At 66.6% G+C, this 16,012-nt stretch carries 13 protein-coding genes; 6 read left to right on the top strand and 7 right to left on the bottom strand.

The annotated features are described in order from the left end of the window. Positions 1-48: 48 nt before the first annotated feature. The 3 genes from P0Y59_24065 to P0Y59_24055 form a co-directional block, all read right to left on the bottom strand. On the bottom strand, positions 49-4,203 hold the full coding sequence (locus P0Y59_24065; GenBank protein WEJ99933.1) for a translocation/assembly module TamB: 4,155 nt from the start codon (positions 4,201-4,203) through the stop codon (positions 49-51). Further along, on the bottom strand, positions 4,200-6,011 hold the full coding sequence (locus P0Y59_24060; GenBank protein WEJ99932.1) for a BamA/TamA family outer membrane protein: 1,812 nt from the start codon (positions 6,009-6,011) through the stop codon (positions 4,200-4,202). The genes P0Y59_24065 and P0Y59_24060 overlap by 4 nt, the downstream gene beginning before the upstream one ends. Before the next feature lie 275 nt (positions 6,012-6,286). Then, positions 6,287-6,499 (bottom strand): hypothetical protein, encoded by a 213-nt coding sequence (locus P0Y59_24055; GenBank protein WEJ99931.1) that lies wholly within the window; start codon positions 6,497-6,499, stop codon positions 6,287-6,289. A gap of 166 nt (positions 6,500-6,665) precedes the next feature. Between P0Y59_24055 and P0Y59_24050 the strand changes: the two genes are divergently transcribed. After that, on the top strand, positions 6,666-6,845 hold the full coding sequence (locus P0Y59_24050; protein WEJ99930.1) for a hypothetical protein: 180 nt from the start codon (positions 6,666-6,668) through the stop codon (positions 6,843-6,845). A 45-nt stretch (positions 6,846-6,890) separates the two neighbouring features. On the opposite strand, the gene P0Y59_24045 is transcribed toward P0Y59_24050, so the two are convergent. Continuing rightward, entirely contained in the window at positions 6,891-7,526 is a 636-nt protein-coding gene (locus P0Y59_24045) for a S24 family peptidase (GenBank protein ID WEJ99929.1), read from the bottom strand. A gap of 91 nt (positions 7,527-7,617) precedes the next feature. Between P0Y59_24045 and P0Y59_24040 the strand changes: the two genes are divergently transcribed. Then, entirely contained in the window at positions 7,618-7,797 is a 180-nt protein-coding gene (locus P0Y59_24040) for a hypothetical protein (GenBank protein ID WEJ99928.1), read from the top strand. Next, positions 7,794-8,105 carry a hypothetical protein gene (locus P0Y59_24035; GenBank protein ID WEJ99927.1) on the top strand — a complete coding sequence of 104 codons (312 nt, stop codon included), beginning with the start codon at positions 7,794-7,796 and terminating at the stop codon, positions 8,103-8,105. Before P0Y59_24040 ends, P0Y59_24035 begins: the two co-directional genes overlap by 4 nt. A gap of 3 nt (positions 8,106-8,108) precedes the next feature. On the opposite strand, the gene P0Y59_24030 is transcribed toward P0Y59_24035, so the two are convergent. Further along, positions 8,109-9,308, bottom strand: coding sequence for a hypothetical protein (locus P0Y59_24030; GenBank protein ID WEJ99926.1), 1,200 nt, complete (start codon positions 9,306-9,308; stop codon positions 8,109-8,111). After that, positions 9,278-10,519 (bottom strand): glycosyltransferase, exosortase A system-associated, encoded by a 1,242-nt coding sequence (locus tag P0Y59_24025; protein WEJ99925.1) that lies wholly within the window; start codon positions 10,517-10,519, stop codon positions 9,278-9,280. Before P0Y59_24025 ends, P0Y59_24030 begins: the two co-directional genes overlap by 31 nt. 101 nt (positions 10,520-10,620) lie before the next feature. Between P0Y59_24025 and P0Y59_24020 the strand changes: the two genes are divergently transcribed. Continuing rightward, the gene (locus P0Y59_24020) at positions 10,621-10,782 is read left to right on the top strand and encodes a hypothetical protein (GenBank protein WEJ99924.1); all 162 of its coding nucleotides are present in this window, start codon (positions 10,621-10,623) and stop codon (positions 10,780-10,782) included. Further along, the gene (locus P0Y59_24015; GenBank protein WEJ99923.1) at positions 10,775-12,142 is read left to right on the top strand and encodes a putative O-glycosylation ligase, exosortase A system-associated; all 1,368 of its coding nucleotides are present in this window, start codon (positions 10,775-10,777) and stop codon (positions 12,140-12,142) included. The genes P0Y59_24020 and P0Y59_24015 overlap by 8 nt, the downstream gene beginning before the upstream one ends. Positions 12,143-13,903: 1,761 nt before the next feature. Here P0Y59_24015 and P0Y59_24010 read toward each other — a convergent pair. Beyond that, a complete protein-coding gene (locus P0Y59_24010; GenBank protein WEJ99922.1) occupies positions 13,904-14,911 on the bottom strand; it encodes a right-handed parallel beta-helix repeat-containing protein in 1,008 nt (335 codons plus the stop codon). A gap of 98 nt (positions 14,912-15,009) precedes the next feature. Here P0Y59_24010 and P0Y59_24005 point away from each other — a divergent pair, with 98 nt between their 5' ends. After that, positions 15,010-16,011 carry a DNA topoisomerase IB gene (locus P0Y59_24005; protein WEJ99921.1) on the top strand — a complete coding sequence of 334 codons (1,002 nt, stop codon included), beginning with the start codon at positions 15,010-15,012 and terminating at the stop codon, positions 16,009-16,011. Position 16,012 lies beyond the last annotated feature (1 nt).

Below are 16,012 nucleotides of genomic sequence, written 5' to 3'. Positions count from 1 at the left end.
CGGCGTCCTGTCGCCTCAATGTCAGCCAGTCGCGCGGAAACGCGCCTCTCAATAATCCTTCGACACGCGCAGATTCCCGCTCTGCCGGCCGAGCGTGGAAATGCTCGAAAGGACCGACAGCCAACGCGTCACCCGGAATTCGACCTGAGTCGCCGAATAGCCCGCGCCGTCAGTGATGATCTCCGCGAACAGCCGCCGGGTGATGTATTTGCCCGCCGCGACTGACGTACCAGCCCCGGTCTGCGGATCGGCGGGCAGGATCCGCAGCCGGTCCAGCCCCGCCGCGCGGCGCACCACATTGATCGGGTTGAGCCCGCCGCTGCCGTCGCGCAGCGCCGCGACCGCCGCCGCGAGTTGCAAGGCCTCGGGTGCTGAGAGGTTGGTGATCGAGGTGCCGAACAACAGGCGCGAGAGCAGTTCATCCTCGGGTAGCGCGGGGATGCTGGTAAAGCTGATCTCCGGTTTCTGCGCATTGCCGGTCACGCGAATGCTCGCGCTCAGCCCGGTCGAATCCGCATTGGCGGCGATGTCGAGCGACGGGTTGGCCGGCACCTCGCCCACGAAGAGGATACGCCCGCGCTCGAGCTCGAACTGGCGGCCGGCGAACTCGTAATCGCCGTGGACCAGGTCTGCCCGGCCGTTGATCGCCGGATTGTCAGGTGCACCAGCGAGCTGGAGATCGGCCGACCATTCGCTGTTGAGGCCGAGGCCGCTGACGGTGAGCTGGTTCGCCGCATGCGCCTTGATCGCGAGCCGCCAGGGCTTGCGCGGCACCTCGTCCTCCTCACCACCGCCCGGCAGGTTGATCTCGCGAATGTTGAGCTGCGGCACCGCGCTTGCCGCGCTGGCCTGACCGAGCCGGTAACGGCTCTTGTTGAGCACGAGATCGCCCGCGATCACCCCGCCCTGCCCGTCCGACTTGATCGTCAGCGGCCCGGTGACGGTCGCGCCGATATCATCGCGGTTGATCATCACCGCATTGTCGGCGCGGATCGCGAGGTCGATGCCGAAACCGTTGGCGGCGGCGAGATCGAAGGTCCCGGTGCCGGTGACCCGCCCGCCCTTGCCAGCATCCGCGGCGAATTTGTCGATTACCAGCCGCGACCCGCCGAACCGTCCGGACGCCTGCACATTGGTGAGCACGGTCCCGGTCACGCCGCCTTCGATCCGGGCGTTCTTCGCCTCGACCACGCCGCGAATCTGCGGATCGTCGACCCGTCCGCCCAGATCAGCGGCGATCGCGATCGGCCCGGTCAGGTCGAACAGTTCCATGCCCGTGAGGCGCCACAGGGTATCCGCCGGCCCGTCATAGCGAAGCTGCGCGAACAATCCGGCCTTGGCGAGCTGGCTCGCGAGATCGCCCGAACCCGACAAAGTAAGCTGCGCCTGTGCCCGGCCCACCATCTTCCCGCCGCTCTTCGCTACGGCTCGCGCCGCCGCCTTGCCCGGCTGGAGGATACCGGCGATTCCGACATCGACCGGCTGCGACGACAGAATCAGCCCCGAGCGTGTCAATCCGCGCACCGTCATGTCGACCCGACCGGTCGGGGCTGCACCATGGCCTTGCGCGAAGGAGAGCTTGCCCGATGCCGTTCCGCCGAGCCCGAGCCCGGGATAGCCGATGTCGAGGATCGATAGCGGCATGCGCGACAGGGTCGCGTCGACCGCGCTCGACGCCTCGGTGAACCGCCCGGCGAGCTGGGCCTCCCCGCCGGCGAAGCTGAGCCTGGTGGGCGCAAGCCGCCATCCGTCGCCGTCGCGGGTGAATATCGCGGGCGTCGCCAGGCGCAGCGGGCGGCGGTCGAGCGTACCCTGGGCCGAGACGGCGAAGCTGTCGGGCGTCACCTGGGTGACCGTCTGGATGTCGAAGGCGCGGCCACGCGCACCGGCGATCGAGGCGCGGATCTCGCCCCGCCCGCCGCGGAGCGACGCATTGGCGGCGAACCGCCCGAGCGACAGGGTGCCGCGACGCAGCCCGTTGCCCGTCGCCGTCGCGTCGATCGAGGTGCCGGCAGGATCGAGCAGCATGACCGCGTCGAGCCGCCCGCGACGGAGCGTAATGGCATCGTCCAGCCTGGCCGCGTCGGCCGCCAGATGCGCCTCGATCCGCTGGATCGTGCCCACTGGCCGGAACAGCAATTCACCCGAAATGCCGCCCCCCGCGATGGCGAGACGGCCTTCGAACCCGCCGGTCACGATCTGCAAGGCTCCGTTCGCCCTGGTGCCGCTGACGTTGAGCTCGTCGACCTGGATGGTACCGTCGGCACCGGACGGCAACAGGATCTCTCCCCTGCCGTCGAACGGGCCGAGCCTCGACCCGCCCCGCGCGGTGAAAGCAAAACCGCGCGGGGTCGGATCGAGATGCGCGACGACATTGCTCAGCCCCATCGTGTCATTGGGCCGTTCGAACACCAGGTCGAGCGTCGGCCGCTCGATCTTGCCGTCGAGCTTCAGGGTCAGCGGACCATAGGTCGCCTGAGTACCACGGCCTTCGAAATGGAACGTGCCGTCGCGCCGACGGATGCCGTTGCCGGCAAGGCGCAACGATGGCGAGGTCAGGACGAGGTTATTGAGGTGGAGGATGCCGTCGGGCGTTCGCTCCAGCCCGGTCGTGATCTTCGGCAGGCCGTCCGTCAACGATCGGAAAAAGGCATTGTCGAGTCGAACCATCTGCGCCGTGCCGGTGCCGATCACCCGCGCGCCGCGCCCGGCCGGGCCCGGGACCACGCGAAGGATGGATCTGACGTCGACGATGCCGAGACCGGGGATCAGATAGCGGCCGAGCACGCCGTTGACGCCCACTTCGAACTTGCCGGTCACCAGGTCGAGCGTCAGGTTGATCCGACCGGTCAGCTTGTCCGACTTGACGCGGAGATCGTCGCCGATGACGAGCTTGCTGGTGACGCGAAGCACCCCGTCGAGACTGAGATTCCTGAGGATGCCGCCAGCGACGTCGCCGATGCCCGTCACCCGCGCCGCGGTGAAGCGGATCGGCACCCTGATCGGCGACTTCGAGAAAGTGCCGGCGCCACCGGCGCGCGCGACCTCGAACCCGGTATCGTCGAAGGCGAAACGGTCGGCCTTCAGGCGATAGTCGAAATGCGCGGTGGCGAAGACACCGTCGAGGATCGCGCGGAGCTCGATTCCCCTACCGCTCATGTTCGGGAACAGCGCCTTGGGCTGGAGCAGCCGGGCATGAAGGCGCAGGTTACGGTATGCGCCCTGCCCGAGATCGACCGTTCCCACCGTATCGATCGCGAGCGCGGCGGAACGCAGGGTGAGGGTTCCGTCAAGCCGCCGGTCGGCAAGGGTCGCGGCGCCGCTGACGGCGATGCGCGGCGTCGTCAGCCGCTGCAACTTGCCCTTGGCGAGCGGCGCCGGAGTAAGGGTGCCAGTCAGCGCGTAGGTGCCCGAGCGGTTGTTCAGCGCGAGATCCACCAGTCGGACCGGACCGACATCCGCGCGCGCCATGCCCTTCCACATGGCCCAGGTTCCGTCGCCGGCGATATCGATCGCGATCGGGCGGGCGAAACCGGCGAGCTTGGCCAGCACGCCGTTCGCCGTGCCCCGGGCATGAACGCCGACATCGAATTTGTTGCGATCCGGCTCGGCATCCAGCTTCAGCGCAAGCGTATCGCTACCTTCCACCATGGCTGAAAGATCGACCAGCGCGCGACCGGCATGGATATCGGCCCGCCCGGCCAGCCGCCCGGTCCGCGCCACGCCGGTGATCTTCGGCGAAACCGCCAGCCGGTCGACGCGCAACGCACCAATGCGGATATCGAACCCCGGCAGCAACGGTCCCGCCTTGCCGGTGCGGATCGTCTGCGGAAGTTTCGCCAGGGTCGCGCGCGGAATGACGAGGCTGCGGATATGCAACCTGTTGTCGAGCCACGCGAAGGGCACCCAGCTCAGGTCGGCGCGCGGCGCGTAGAATATGAGGCCCTTCGGATCGGAGATACGGACGTCGATCAACCGTGCCCGGGAAAAGAGCGATCCCTCGATCCGCCCGACGCTGTAGCGCAGGCCGTTGGACGGCCGCAGCCCCGCAATCTGGTCAGCCACCCAGCGATGGCCGATGCTGGTATCGAGGATCGCCAGTGCCGCCGTCAGCAACGCCACGATTCCCAGAATTCCGCCAGCCAGCCAGCGCCACCAACGCCGGCGCGGCGGCGCAGCGGGCGGCGTCGTATCTTCGCTCAAAACGCCTGCCCCAGAGAGACATAGACCGCGACGCGCGAATCCCCGGGCTGACGGTTGATCGGCGTGCCGACATCGATGCGGATCGGCCCGAAACTCGAATAATAGCGCAGGCCGATACCGGTGCCGAAGCGGAACTGGGTGAATTTGGGCAGCGGCGTGGTGTAGATATTGCCGCCGTCGAGGAACGGCACCACGCCGAAATTGCCGAACGCCTTCACCCGCGCCTCGATCGAGAATTCAGTCAGGCTTCGCCCGCCGATCGGATCGTTGTTGGGATCGCGCGGGCCAATGCTCTGATAGCTGTAGCCGCGCACCGAAGCGCCGCCGCCGGCATAGAAGCGCCGCGACGGCGCGATCGCGTCGCGCGGCGCGCCGGCGATCGTGCCCAGCCGGATTCGGCCCGCCAATACCACGCTCGGTGCGACTGACTGATAGGCGCTTGCGTCGACCTGCATCCGGGCATAGCCGAACGCCGAGCCCTCGAGCGAGATTTCGGGCGACAGCCGCCCGCTCAGCCGGAATCCCTTGGTCGGATTGAGCAGGTCGTCGGATCCGTCATAGGACAGCGTGGTCGGCAGCGCGCCGATGAAGAAGGTCCGTCGCCGCGGCGCCCCGGTCGATAGGATCACGTCGCGCTCGTCCGAGGCGGCCAGTTCGGCGCCGAGCGACCAGGTCCATTTCTTCTGGAAGAAGATGTTGGTCTGCCGCTCCAGGCTGCCCGAGACCGAGAAGGTTCTCGCCTGATAGGCATCGCGCGTCAGGTTGGACGCGACGATCTGGCCGGTCAGTACCCGGTCGCGGCCCTCGAAATTATTGCGGCGGAACACGACGCTGGCCAGCTGCTCCTTGGTACCCAGCACACCGCGCAGGGTCAGCGCGCCTTCGGGCGGGAACAGGTTGCGATTCGTCCAGCTCACCTCGGCGCGCGCACCTTCGCCGGTGCCATAGCCGATTTCTCCCGCGATGGTGCGCGGGGGCGCGGGCGCGAGCGCGACATTGATATCGACGACATCGGGATCCGCGCTCTGGACCGGCTTGATCTCGACGGTCGAGACAAGGCTGGTCTGGATCAGCGCGCGGCGCAGATCGTCAAGCGACGCGGCGTTATAGGGCTCGCCTGGCCTGAACCGCGCAATCTCGAGGATATGCTTCGCGTTGAACACCTTGTTGTCGGCCGCCGTGGTGATCGTGCCGAACCGTTTCTCGCCGCCCGGCTGTATCGTCATCGAGAGCGTCGCCGTGTGGGTCGCGTGATCGACCACGATCTCCGGCTCGCCCACATCGGCGAACGGAAAGCCCTGCTCGCCGATCCTGGTGCGCAGCGACGCCTCGCCCGCGACCACCCGATCGGCATTGACCGTGTCCTGCGCCTTCAGTCCAAAGGCGTCGCGCAGCCCCTTTTCCTTGTCGCCAGCGGCGGCGACACCAGCGAGCGTGACTCCCTCGAACTTGTAGATCAGGCCCGGTTCGGCATCGAGCACGACCAGCGTCCGCCCGCCATTCTGCTCGACCCGAGTGGAGACCCGCGCGTCATAATAGCCCTCGGCGCGGAGCAGCCCGACCAGCAGAGTCGAATCCTCCCGCGCGCGACGGTCAAGCTGCGCGGCGTTGGCCGGATCGCCCTCATGCGCCTTGAGCGTGGAAAGGCCCAGGAAACGCTGATGAAGCAAGGGGCTGGTGACGGCGTCCATACCGTCGATCCGATAGCTGTAGCGGGATTCCCCGGTCATCTCGACCGGCGCGGCAGGATCGACCGGCTCGGGCGGCATCGCGTCGAGATCGGGCCACTCGACGCCCAGCCCCGGCATGGGCGCGAGCGGCGACTGCGGATCGAGGCCCGAGGATACGACAGTGGATGGAGATAAGGGGGATGGAGATAAGGGGGATGGAGGCAATGGAGACGGGGTTAACGGAGGCAGTGGCGCGGTCGCCGCTCCGCCCTCCTGCGCATCGGCGCAGGGAACGGACCAGATGAAAAGACCCGCGGCGGCGCACTGAAGCGCGGCTCGCCGACCGACCGAAAGCAACATTCGCCCGGTCTAGCCGGTCAAATCCAGAAGTGACAGTGGCTTGGCGCGCGATCTCAGTGAACCGTGCCGATGGCGGTCTCAGCCGAAAGCAGCAGGATCAGCCGCTCGATCTGCCGCCAGCGGCAGAAATGGAGATAATTGCCGATATCACGGCTCTCGTCAGCGCGCGCCGCCGCCTCGAGCCCCGCATCGTCGCCGAACATCGCGATCAGCGCGGTGGCATCGGCAACCTGACCGCGGTCGGCGAGATACGGCAGATACGACATTGAGACTCCCCGGAATGACCCCGGGAGATGCCATCAAGTCACGTGCCACATCAGCAGAATCACCAGCAACCGCGGGGGCGAGTGGTAAACGCCCCTTCTGGGACAGCCCCACCGATCCCGTAGCGGGACGCTGGCGTCCTGCCGCGGGACATGGCAGAGGCCGGCCATGGCCAGCAAACCTCCCACTCGCACCCCGCTAGCCGGCGGCGTCCTGATCGCACTCGGCGCGATGGGCGGCGCCGTGACCGGTCTCTTCCTGTACGAACCGGTTCCGGGCTTCCTGATCGGTACCGGCATCGGCATCGCCCTGGCGGTCGCGATCTGGCTGCTCAACGTGCGGCGCTAGGCACCAGCGCAGCATCACCGGCAAGAGCACACCGACACGGGACAATCAACGCAGCGCCCGTGACAACCAGACGACGCGGCCGAGCACCTCCACCTCCTCCGGCCCGCGCAACGGGATCGGCGGGAATGCCAGGTTGTCGCTCGTGACGGCGACACGGCCGCCGGTCTTCGCCACGCGTTTCACCATCAGAGCCCCGTCCAGGCGGATGACGAAGATGCCCCCGCGTGCCACGATCTGCCGGTCGCGTTCGTCGATCAGCATTCGATCGCCATCCTCGATCGTCGGCGACATCGATTCGCCCTGGGCCCGCAGCACCGCGCTCTGATCTTCCCGCACGCCGAGCGAGGCGAGCAACCGCGGATCGAACAGTTCGCCGCCCAGAAGCCGGTCGTCCTCGGCAAGCCCACCCGGCCCGGCCGAGGCAGCGACGTCAAGCCGGCGCACCTGCGCGACAGCCGGGATCGCTGGCCTCGAGGGCCCGCCCAGCAACGCCTCGTCCACACGGAAATACCCGGCGAGCAGCTTGCGGTCGCGCTCCGCCAGCAGGCGCGGCGTGCCGCGTTTCACATATTGCTGAAGATAGGCCGGGTTGCGGTGGAGCATGCGCGACAGTGCCGCATAGCTCTCCCCGCTCGCCTCGACGAGACGGTCAAGAGCGGTGCGAGGATCGGGCGCCTCCATTCCCGTTTCAATAGCATAGGAAAATTCCTAGACAAGTTGGAAATTACGGAACAGACAGTGAACACAATCAAGAGACTCGGAAAGGGCTGCGATGTCGGTGCTGGCAAAGATCGATCGGTATTTGAAGGAGACGGGAATGCCACCCACACGCTTCGGCCGCCTGTCGGTCAACGATCCGCGGCTGGTGGGCGATCTGCGCAACGGACGCGAGCTAGGGCAGCGAGTCCTCGCGCGCGTCGAGGCATTCCTGACTCAAGGGCGCGACCGGTGAGCCGCGGTCCCGATGCCGCCACCCTGCTCGTCCGCAGCCTCGAGACCGACTCGCATCGCGCCGGCTGTCCGGCACGGGTGATGGAGTCGAACTGGACTCGCTGGGCGAGCGCGACCTTCTGCGGGGCACGGCACGAGCTGAGTCTCGACGCAGAGATGTCACCCGAACTCGACCTTTGGCTCGACGCGCTGCCTGAGGCGGACCTGCCGCTTCGACGGCACCTCGTCGCCGATATCGTGGTTACTTCGGTGCGCCGCGCGGACGGTATCGCGACGATCGCGATTGAGGCGCTTACCGTGGAAGAATGAGCCTCAGCCGCGCGTGGCGAGGCGGCGCAGCGTGACCAGCGCCTCCTGCAGCGAATCCTCATTCTGCGGTGGAGCAGGCGGCATGATCGTCTCGCGACGCCCAACGCCACGCTCGAGACGGTCGAGCAATGCGTGGATACTGGCGGACGGATCGGTCTCGACCCGTGCCGAGGCACGCGGTCGCGCCGGGGCGAAGGGACGCTCCTCCTCGACCGGCCGTTCGGGGCGCAGCGGGCGGCTGGTCTTGAAGAATTGCGACGGCTCGCGCGCCGGGGTCGGCGCGAAGGCGGGTGTCGGCTCCGGCGCCACGATCGGCACCGGGGTATAGGCCGGCTCAGGCTCGCGTGCCTCGGTCGGGGCGAATGCCGGCATGGGTTCAGGCGGCGCGATCGGCGCAGGCGCATAGATCGGCCCCGACGCCTGGGTCGGTTCCAGTGCCTGGATCGGCTTGGCCACCGCCAGCGGGACAGGCGCGGGAAGCCGCTCGGGCTGCGCGACGGGTTCGAGCTCGGGCATGAAGGCGGGAGCGGGCGTGGCGTTGCGAACCAGCGGCGTGAGCTCGAACGTCTCGAAGCGCTCGCCCGGATCGAACACCTGCTGGCGTGGCTTGCTCAGCAGCGGCGCCAGTTGCGGGGACCAGTCGACCGGTTCCTCGGGGATTGCATGGGGATCATAGGCAGCGAGAGGCATGTCCAGATTGGCGGGCAGATCGCGCTCGGCGAACGACTCGTCCATCGGCAGATCGTCGATCTCGTCCTCGGGCTCGTCGGCGCGGGTGTGGACCGGGCGTTGCGCGCGTACTTCGAGGAACGGCGTACCAAGCTCGCGATTGGCCGAAAGGGGCCGGCGCGCCGGCGCATCGGGATGGGCATCGGCACGGCGCAGCACCGGCGCCTTCCCGTCATCCGCCTCACCCGATTTCTGCACGACGATTGCCCGGTCGCCCAGCAGCAGAAACAGTCCGAACCAGGCGATCAGCGCGGTGCCGCCGCCGGCCGCCAGGATCAGCACAGCGCGCGCGGTGACACCGAGCGGCGGTGCCGCCGCCGGGATGACCGCGGCAAGGCCGCTGTCGATCACGAGATCCTCGAGCAGGCCGGTCGGGATCAGGGCGAAGGCGAGTGCGATAACGCCGCCGATCACCGCCGCGACAAGCGGCGCGACCGGCAGGTTCAGGCGTTGACGGCGGGTGGAGTCGACCATGCGTTACCGGATGGCATGGTTTTGGTAAGTTTTTGGTAAACGGGAGCATAACGACCCACATTTACGGACCAGTTTCGCTCCGTTTCTACAAAGGCCCGGCCGCGTTCACGACGTGCTTCCCAGACGTCGCGATCGGCGAGCAGGCCGGCGAGGCTCCGCGCCATCGCGTCAGGATCGCCGGGTGGGAACAGCGTGCCGGTCTCGCCGTGGCGGATCAACTCGCGGTGCCCGCCGACATCGGAGGCGGCGACGAGGCGACGCTGCGCCATCGCCTCGAGCGGCTTGAGCGGCGTGACGAGATCGGTCAGCCGCATGCGCTTGCGCGGATAGGCCAGCACATCGGTCAGGCTGTAATAGCGATCGACCTCGCCATGCGGCACGCGGCCGATGAAACGGATATGGCCGGAGACCGGCGATGCCGCCGCCTGGGCACGCAGGGCCTGCTCCATCGGTCCGCCGCCGACCAGCAGCAGATGTGCCCTGGGACGCGATGCGACCAGCATCGGCATCGCGGCGATCAGATCGTCCAGCCCTTCGTAGTCGTAGAAGCTGCCGATGAAGCCGACCACCTCGGCGCCGTCGAGTCCCAGCGAACGGGCAAGTTCGTGGTCATAGGGCAGAGGCGTGCCGAACATCTCCAGATCGACGCCATTGGGCGAGACGAAGATCTTCGACTGGTCGATCCCCCGAGCCACCAGATCGCGGCGCAGGCCCTCGCAGATCACCGCGACCGCGTCAGCCTTGCGCACTGCCCAGGTTTCCAGCGCGCGGGTGGCGCGATAGCGCGGCGATCCTTCGCGTCCGGTACCATTACCGACCGCCGCGTCTTCCCAGAAGGCACGAATCTCATAGACGAAAGGCAGCTTGCGCTTCTTTGCGACGCGCAGGCCAGCAACCGCGTCGAGCACCGGCGAATGGGCGTGAAGAATGTCCGGCCGGAAGGCATCGACCACCTCATCGATCCGCCGGGCGAAGGCGTCGATCTCGCGCAGCTCGCCGAACGGGCTCGGCAACCGGCGTGGCGCGACGGTGCGGAAGAAATCGATCCCGTCGACCGTCTCCTCCGCCATCTCGCTCCTGCCGTGACGCGGCCCGGTTACCGCAGCAACGTCCCAGCCGCGCCGCATCTGGCTTTTGAGGATCGCGCGCGTGCGGAACGTGTATCCGCTCTGCAAGGGCAGGCCATGGTCGAGGATATGGAGGATGCGCATGCCATTCTCCCTGCCACGCCACTGCTTAACGGAGCCTCAACCCGCGCCGGAGTAACCATCCCATGGTCCCCGGGATGGGCTGGGCAAAAAAGGCGAAGGGCATGATCGACAATTTAGCGCTCGCCATCAGCCACGGCCTGATGCTGCTCGCCGCCTGGGTCCTGCTGCGCCGTCCCGATCTCGACAAGGAGCCCGGCCCGGAGGATTCCACGCCGGCGCCCAAGGGCGCGACACCCGAGAGCGGGAACCGCCCGGGTGCGTGATCTCGTCTTCGTCGCCTTTCTTGCTGCGCTCTTCGCCGGCGGCTTTCGCAAGCCGTTCCTGTTCGTGCTGACCTATGTCTATATCGACATCGTCTCGCCGCAGCGACTGACCTACATGCTGCTCAATTCGGTGCCGATCTCGCTGATCGCGGTGGCATTGTGCGTGCTGTCCTGGATATTGGTCGACGACAAGAAGGACAGCCGGGTGGCGCCGCGGCAGTTCATGATCCTGCTGCTCCTGCTCTATTGCTACGTCACGACGCTCAACGCCGATTTCCCGGTCGAGGCACGGGACAAATGGGACTGGGTCTGGAAGTCGCTTGCGTTCGCCGCCTTCCTGCCGCTCACCTTGCGCACCCGGCTGCGGATCGAGGCGCTGTTGCTGTTCATGATCCTGGGCGCGTCGTCGATCATCATGGTCGGCGGGATCAAGACGCTTGCCAGCGGCGGGGGCTATGGCGAGCTCAACCTGATGGTCTCCAACAATAGCGGCCTTTACGAAGGCTCGATCATCTCGACGGTCGCGATCACGATCATTCCGCTGATCCTGTGGTTCTCGCGCTTCGGCACGATCTTTCCGCCCGACTGGAAGGTAAAGGTCTTCTGCTACGCGCTGGTCTTCGCCTGCCTGCTGATTCCGGTCGGCACCTCGGCGCGCACCGGGCTGCTCTGCATCGGCCTGTGCGCGGTGCTGCTGCTGCGCGATGCGCGGCGCAAGCTGCTGTATCTGGGGGTGCTCGGCGCGATCGCTCTGGTCGCGGTCCCGTTCCTGCCCAGCGCCTTCACCGCGCGCATGGGAACGATCAAGACCTACAAGGCGGACGAATCCGCCTCGACTCGGGTCGCCGTGTGGAAATGGACCTGGGAATACGCCAAGACCCATCCGTTCGGCGGGGGCTTCGAGACCTATCGCCAGAACGTGCTGCGCTACGACCTCGTCTCGGCGTCGGGTTCCGGCAGCAACGTCACGGTCGCGAGCAAGCTGACCACCGACAAGGCACGTGCCTATCACAGCTCCTATTTCGAGATGCTTGGCGAGCAAGGCTATCCCGGTCTCGCGCTGTGGCTGGCGATCAACCTGATCGGCATTTTCCGCATGGAGATATTGCGGCACCGTTATCGGCGCGCGCCGCCGGACCAGGCCTGGGTCGCGCCGCTGGCCAGCGCCCTGCAAAGTGGACATCTGATCTACCTGCTCGGCGCCGCCTTTGTCGGCATCGCGCTCAGCCCGTTCGTCTATATGCTGATCGGGGCGCAGATCGCGCTGGACACGTATCTGGCGCGCAAGCGCAGCGAGATGGTCTGGCGACCCATCCGCGCCAGGCGCGCCACTGCCCCGCAGACCCCGGCAGCCATATGACGGTGGCTTTGCTCAACACCTACGCCTCACGTCCTTGCGAAAGATGAGATTCCCATGGCCGGATTGTTCCTAGTCCAGACGGCTGACCCTAATTTCGCCGATGCGGCACTGGCCGGCGCGCGTGCGCAGTTCGCGCTGCACGGTTTCCGGATGGCGGGCGTGGAACGGCAGCTGCCGGGCTGGCGATTGCTGCATCTGCCGCATATCGTCGGCGGCCCGGAGAACCTGCTCGTACAGGGTGACGATCTCGTCGCGATTGCCGGCACCCTGACCTTCGACGGGCTGATGGGCGAAGCGGCGCTGCGCAAGCTGCTTGAATCCGCGGCGCTGCCGACACTGGACTGGTCGCGCATCGGTGGCCATTTCGTCGCGTTCGTCCGCAAGGGCGGCCGCAACTTCCTGTTCACCGATTATTTCGCGGCCTTTCAGATCTTCCATGATCAGGGACGAACGGTCTTTTCGACCTCGTTGCTCGCCGCCGCCAGGGCGCTGCCGCGGCTGAGCTTCGATAGCCAGGGCCTCTATGAATTCGCCTTCAATGTCGTGCCGATCGGCGACGACACGGTCTTTGCCGAACTCAAGACATTGGGGCCGCGCGAGATCATCGAACTGACGGAGCGGGGATGCGTGGTGCATGCCACGACCAAGCCGTTGCCGGGCCTGCTGCGCGACATGCCGCCGGAGGAACGGCTCCGGGACAACCGCGAACGCCTGGAGAAAGTGATCGCCGCCCATGTCGGCCATTTCGGCGACCGGGTGCATTGCCCCCTGTCGGGCGGGCTCGATTCGCGCCTGTTGCTCGCGGCGCTGCGCGCGGCGGGGAGCCGCCCGGAGGTCTATGTCTATGGGCCGCCGGGCAGCCCGGACGTGGAGATCGCCCGGGCGATCGGCACTGCCCAGGGCTTTCAGGTCCGCTGGATGGACAAGCATGCCGCCGATCTCGACCCTGCCGAGTTCGTCGATCAGGTCGAGCGCAATTTCCACGAATTCGATGGCCTGCCCAATTTCGGCAACATCTTCGACAATGGCGGCAATGCCATCGCGCGCGACGCGCGCCATGCCGGCGGCGGGCTGGCCGCATCGGGCGGCTGCGGCGAAATCTATCGCGATTTCTTCTTCCTTACCGACCGGCCGATCACCGCCGCCACGGTCGCCAGCACGTTCTTCGCGCGCTTCATCCGGCGCGACACGACCGCCTTGTTCGATCCGACCCGGTTCCTGCGCCGGATCAGCGACAAGATCCGCGACGCGCTCGAAATACCCGGAGAGACCGGACCGATCCCCCGCGCGCAGATCGAGCAGATCTATCCGCGCGTGCGGTGCCGCTCGCTGTTCGGGCGGGAGATCAGCATGGAGGCGCGCTATGGCGCCTATCTCATGCCATTCCTCGATCATCAGGTCGTCGCCGGCGCGATGGCGCTGCCGATGCGCCTCAAACAGGCGGGCCGCTTCGAAGCCCGGCTTCTCGCCGCGATCGACCCGGAACTGGCGCGCCAGCCCTCGGCCTATGGCCATGACTTTGCCGGTCCGCCCAGTCGCGCGCACCGCATGTCGGAATGGTCCTCCCGAATCCGCCCGGCATGGGTACGGCGCGAGAGCTACGGCATCCGGCGGCGCCTCCGCCCGATGTCGGATGAACATGGCGGCCTGCTTGGCCCGGCCTATATGAATCGGGTGGTCGACCCCGCTTTCCCGGCGATGCGGCGTTTCTTCCGGATGGACCAGATCACCGACAGCGGCCTGTGGCGGCGTATTGCGTGTCTAGAATATCTTGCCCATCACCTTGGCTCGCACCTTGTCGACGAGGCCGGCAGCACCCGAAAGCTGCCCGCGCGACCCGACCGGCTCGATCCGGTCGGCGAGATCATTGTCGCGAACGATGATACGGTCGCCCGACCAGTTGCCGACAAAGGTCGTGTTCCAGCTGAAGCCGGGCGAGAGCCGGGCGACATTATGCTCCACGATCAATCCGGCTGAGCTGTTCTTGACGCCTTCGGGGGCGACGGTGATCATCGTCGAATGGTTTTCCTTGTCGGGACCAGCGACGAAGCTGTTGCCCGCAATCCGCCCGGTCGCGCCGTTCGACAGATCGATCATATAGTTGGTGGCGTGGCCCGCGCTGTCGTCGAAGCTGTTGTCGAGGATCTCGACCCGAGGGGCGCGAATCTTGACATAATGGCCGCCGGTGCCGCGTTCGAAGCGCGACCGCGTAATCTTCACCATGCCGAAGCCACCGACATAGACTGAATGAGCGCCATGCCCGGTCGGGTCCTTGCCCAACCCGGCAAAGGTCGAATGATCGATCGAGATGGTGCTGCCCGCGTCGTCGGCCGACAGGATGCCGCACTGGTTGTCGACGAACATGGCGTTGGTGACGACGAGATCGCCTTTCTCGATCCGGATGCCCGCGCCGTTACCGTCGTCGACCAGGACATGAGTGAAGACGATGCCGTCGACACGGGCCGAGGTGCCGCGCAGCACCAGCGTCGCCTTGCCCTCGCACACGCCGCGGTCGAACACCACGCTGCCCGGCACCTCGGCGACGAAAGCCACCCGGCCCGCGTCCTGCACCGCGCACTGATTGTAACGGCCCGGCGCGATGGTGATCGTGCCGTCAGCGCCCTTTAACGCGGCCAGCGCCTCGTCGAGGCGGCCGAAGGACTGGCGTAGTTCCGTCACGGTGAAGGGACCCCGGGCGGAAGCTTGCGGATATGCGGGGGCGGCAAGCGCGAACAGGCTCAGCACGAGCAGGGAAACGGGACGGTGCATCGGTTTCTCCGGGGGAAAAGACGTCGTCGAGGTTACTCCATGACCGATGACCGATCAGTTACCGGAACGAACGGGCACCCTCGCGCATTTTTTGGCCCATGGCGAAGATCATCTATTGCGACGACAGCGAGCCCGGCATCACCCGCAGGAAGGTCCGGCATGGCTGGGGCTATTGGGATATGGAAGGCAAGCGCATCGCCGATCGCGAGGAGATCGACCGGCTGAACGCGGTCGGCCTGCCCCCGGCCTATCGCGACGCCTGGTATTGCCCCAAACCCAACGGCCATATCCAGGCGATCGGCTGGGACGAGAAGGGCCGCAAGCAATATCGCTATCACCCGGAGTTCCGCGAGGCGCAGGAATCCGCCAAATACGAACTGTGCGCGCCGTTCGGCCGTGCCCTGCCCAGATTGCGCGCCCGCGTTGACCAGGATTTGAAGCGCCGCGGACTCGACAAGGAGACTGCCGTCGCCGCCATCGTGCGGCTGCTCGATCTCGGCCATGTCCGCATCGGCAACGAAGGCTATGTGAAGGCGAACAAGAGCTTCGGTGCGACCACGTTGCGCAAGCGCCACGCCAATCTGCGCGGCAAGACCCTGAAGCTCCAGTACAAGGCCAAGTCGGGCAAGCTGCGAATACTGACGATCACTGACGGGTCGCTCAGCCGTTTCGTCAGGAAATGCCAGGACCTGCCCGGCCAGCACCTGTTTCGCTGGATCGATTCGGCGGGCGAGGCCCATCCCGTCACCTCTTCGGACGTCAATGCCTATATCCGCGAGGCGATGGGCGAGGATTATTCAGCCAAGCATTTCCGCACCTGGGGGGCGAGCGTCCTCGCCTTCGAAACGCTGGCCGGCGCCCGTAGCGACATCAGCCTGAAGACGATGCTCGAACCCGTCACCGAGGCGTTAGGCAACACTCCTGCGATCGCCCGCAAATCCTATGTCCACCCCGCCCTGCTCGCGGCGGTGAAGGATGGTCAGGCGGCGTTACGGGCCAAGCCCCTGCCCCGCTCAACCCATTATCTCTCGCGCGCCGAACGCGGGCTGGTCGATTTCCTAGAAAACCCTGGTGCCGCGGCGCCCGCCAAGGCAGCATAAT

Source organism: Candidatus Sphingomonas phytovorans, from assembly GCA_029202385.1.
GTDB classification, from domain to species: Bacteria; Pseudomonadota; Alphaproteobacteria; order Sphingomonadales; family Sphingomonadaceae; genus Sphingomonas; species Sphingomonas phytovorans.
This window is presented reverse-complemented; position numbering and strand designations above follow the sequence as displayed.

What these genes read in the sequence shown, in the direction of transcription:
- P0Y59_24005 (WEJ99921.1), top strand. Translation starts at nt 15,010, where the DNA reads ATGGCGAAGATCATCTATTGCGACGACAGCGAGCCCGGCATCACCCGC.
- P0Y59_24025 (WEJ99925.1), bottom strand. Translation starts at nt 10,519, where the DNA reads ATGCGCATCCTCCATATCCTCGACCATGGCCTGCCCTTGCAGAGCGGA.
- P0Y59_24050 (WEJ99930.1), top strand. Translation starts at nt 6,666, where the DNA reads ATGGCCAGCAAACCTCCCACTCGCACCCCGCTAGCCGGCGGCGTCCTG.
- P0Y59_24045 (WEJ99929.1), bottom strand. Translation starts at nt 7,526, where the DNA reads ATGGAGGCGCCCGATCCTCGCACCGCTCTTGACCGTCTCGTCGAGGCG.
- P0Y59_24020 (WEJ99924.1), top strand. Translation starts at nt 10,621, where the DNA reads ATGATCGACAATTTAGCGCTCGCCATCAGCCACGGCCTGATGCTGCTC.
- P0Y59_24030 (WEJ99926.1), bottom strand. Translation starts at nt 9,308, where the DNA reads ATGGTCGACTCCACCCGCCGTCAACGCCTGAACCTGCCGGTCGCGCCG.
- P0Y59_24040 (WEJ99928.1), top strand. Translation starts at nt 7,618, where the DNA reads ATGTCGGTGCTGGCAAAGATCGATCGGTATTTGAAGGAGACGGGAATG.
- P0Y59_24010 (WEJ99922.1), bottom strand. Translation starts at nt 14,911, where the DNA reads ATGCACCGTCCCGTTTCCCTGCTCGTGCTGAGCCTGTTCGCGCTTGCC.
- P0Y59_24055 (WEJ99931.1), bottom strand. Translation starts at nt 6,499, where the DNA reads ATGTCGTATCTGCCGTATCTCGCCGACCGCGGTCAGGTTGCCGATGCC.
- P0Y59_24060 (WEJ99932.1), bottom strand. Translation starts at nt 6,011, where the DNA reads ATGCCGGGGCTGGGCGTCGAGTGGCCCGATCTCGACGCGATGCCGCCC.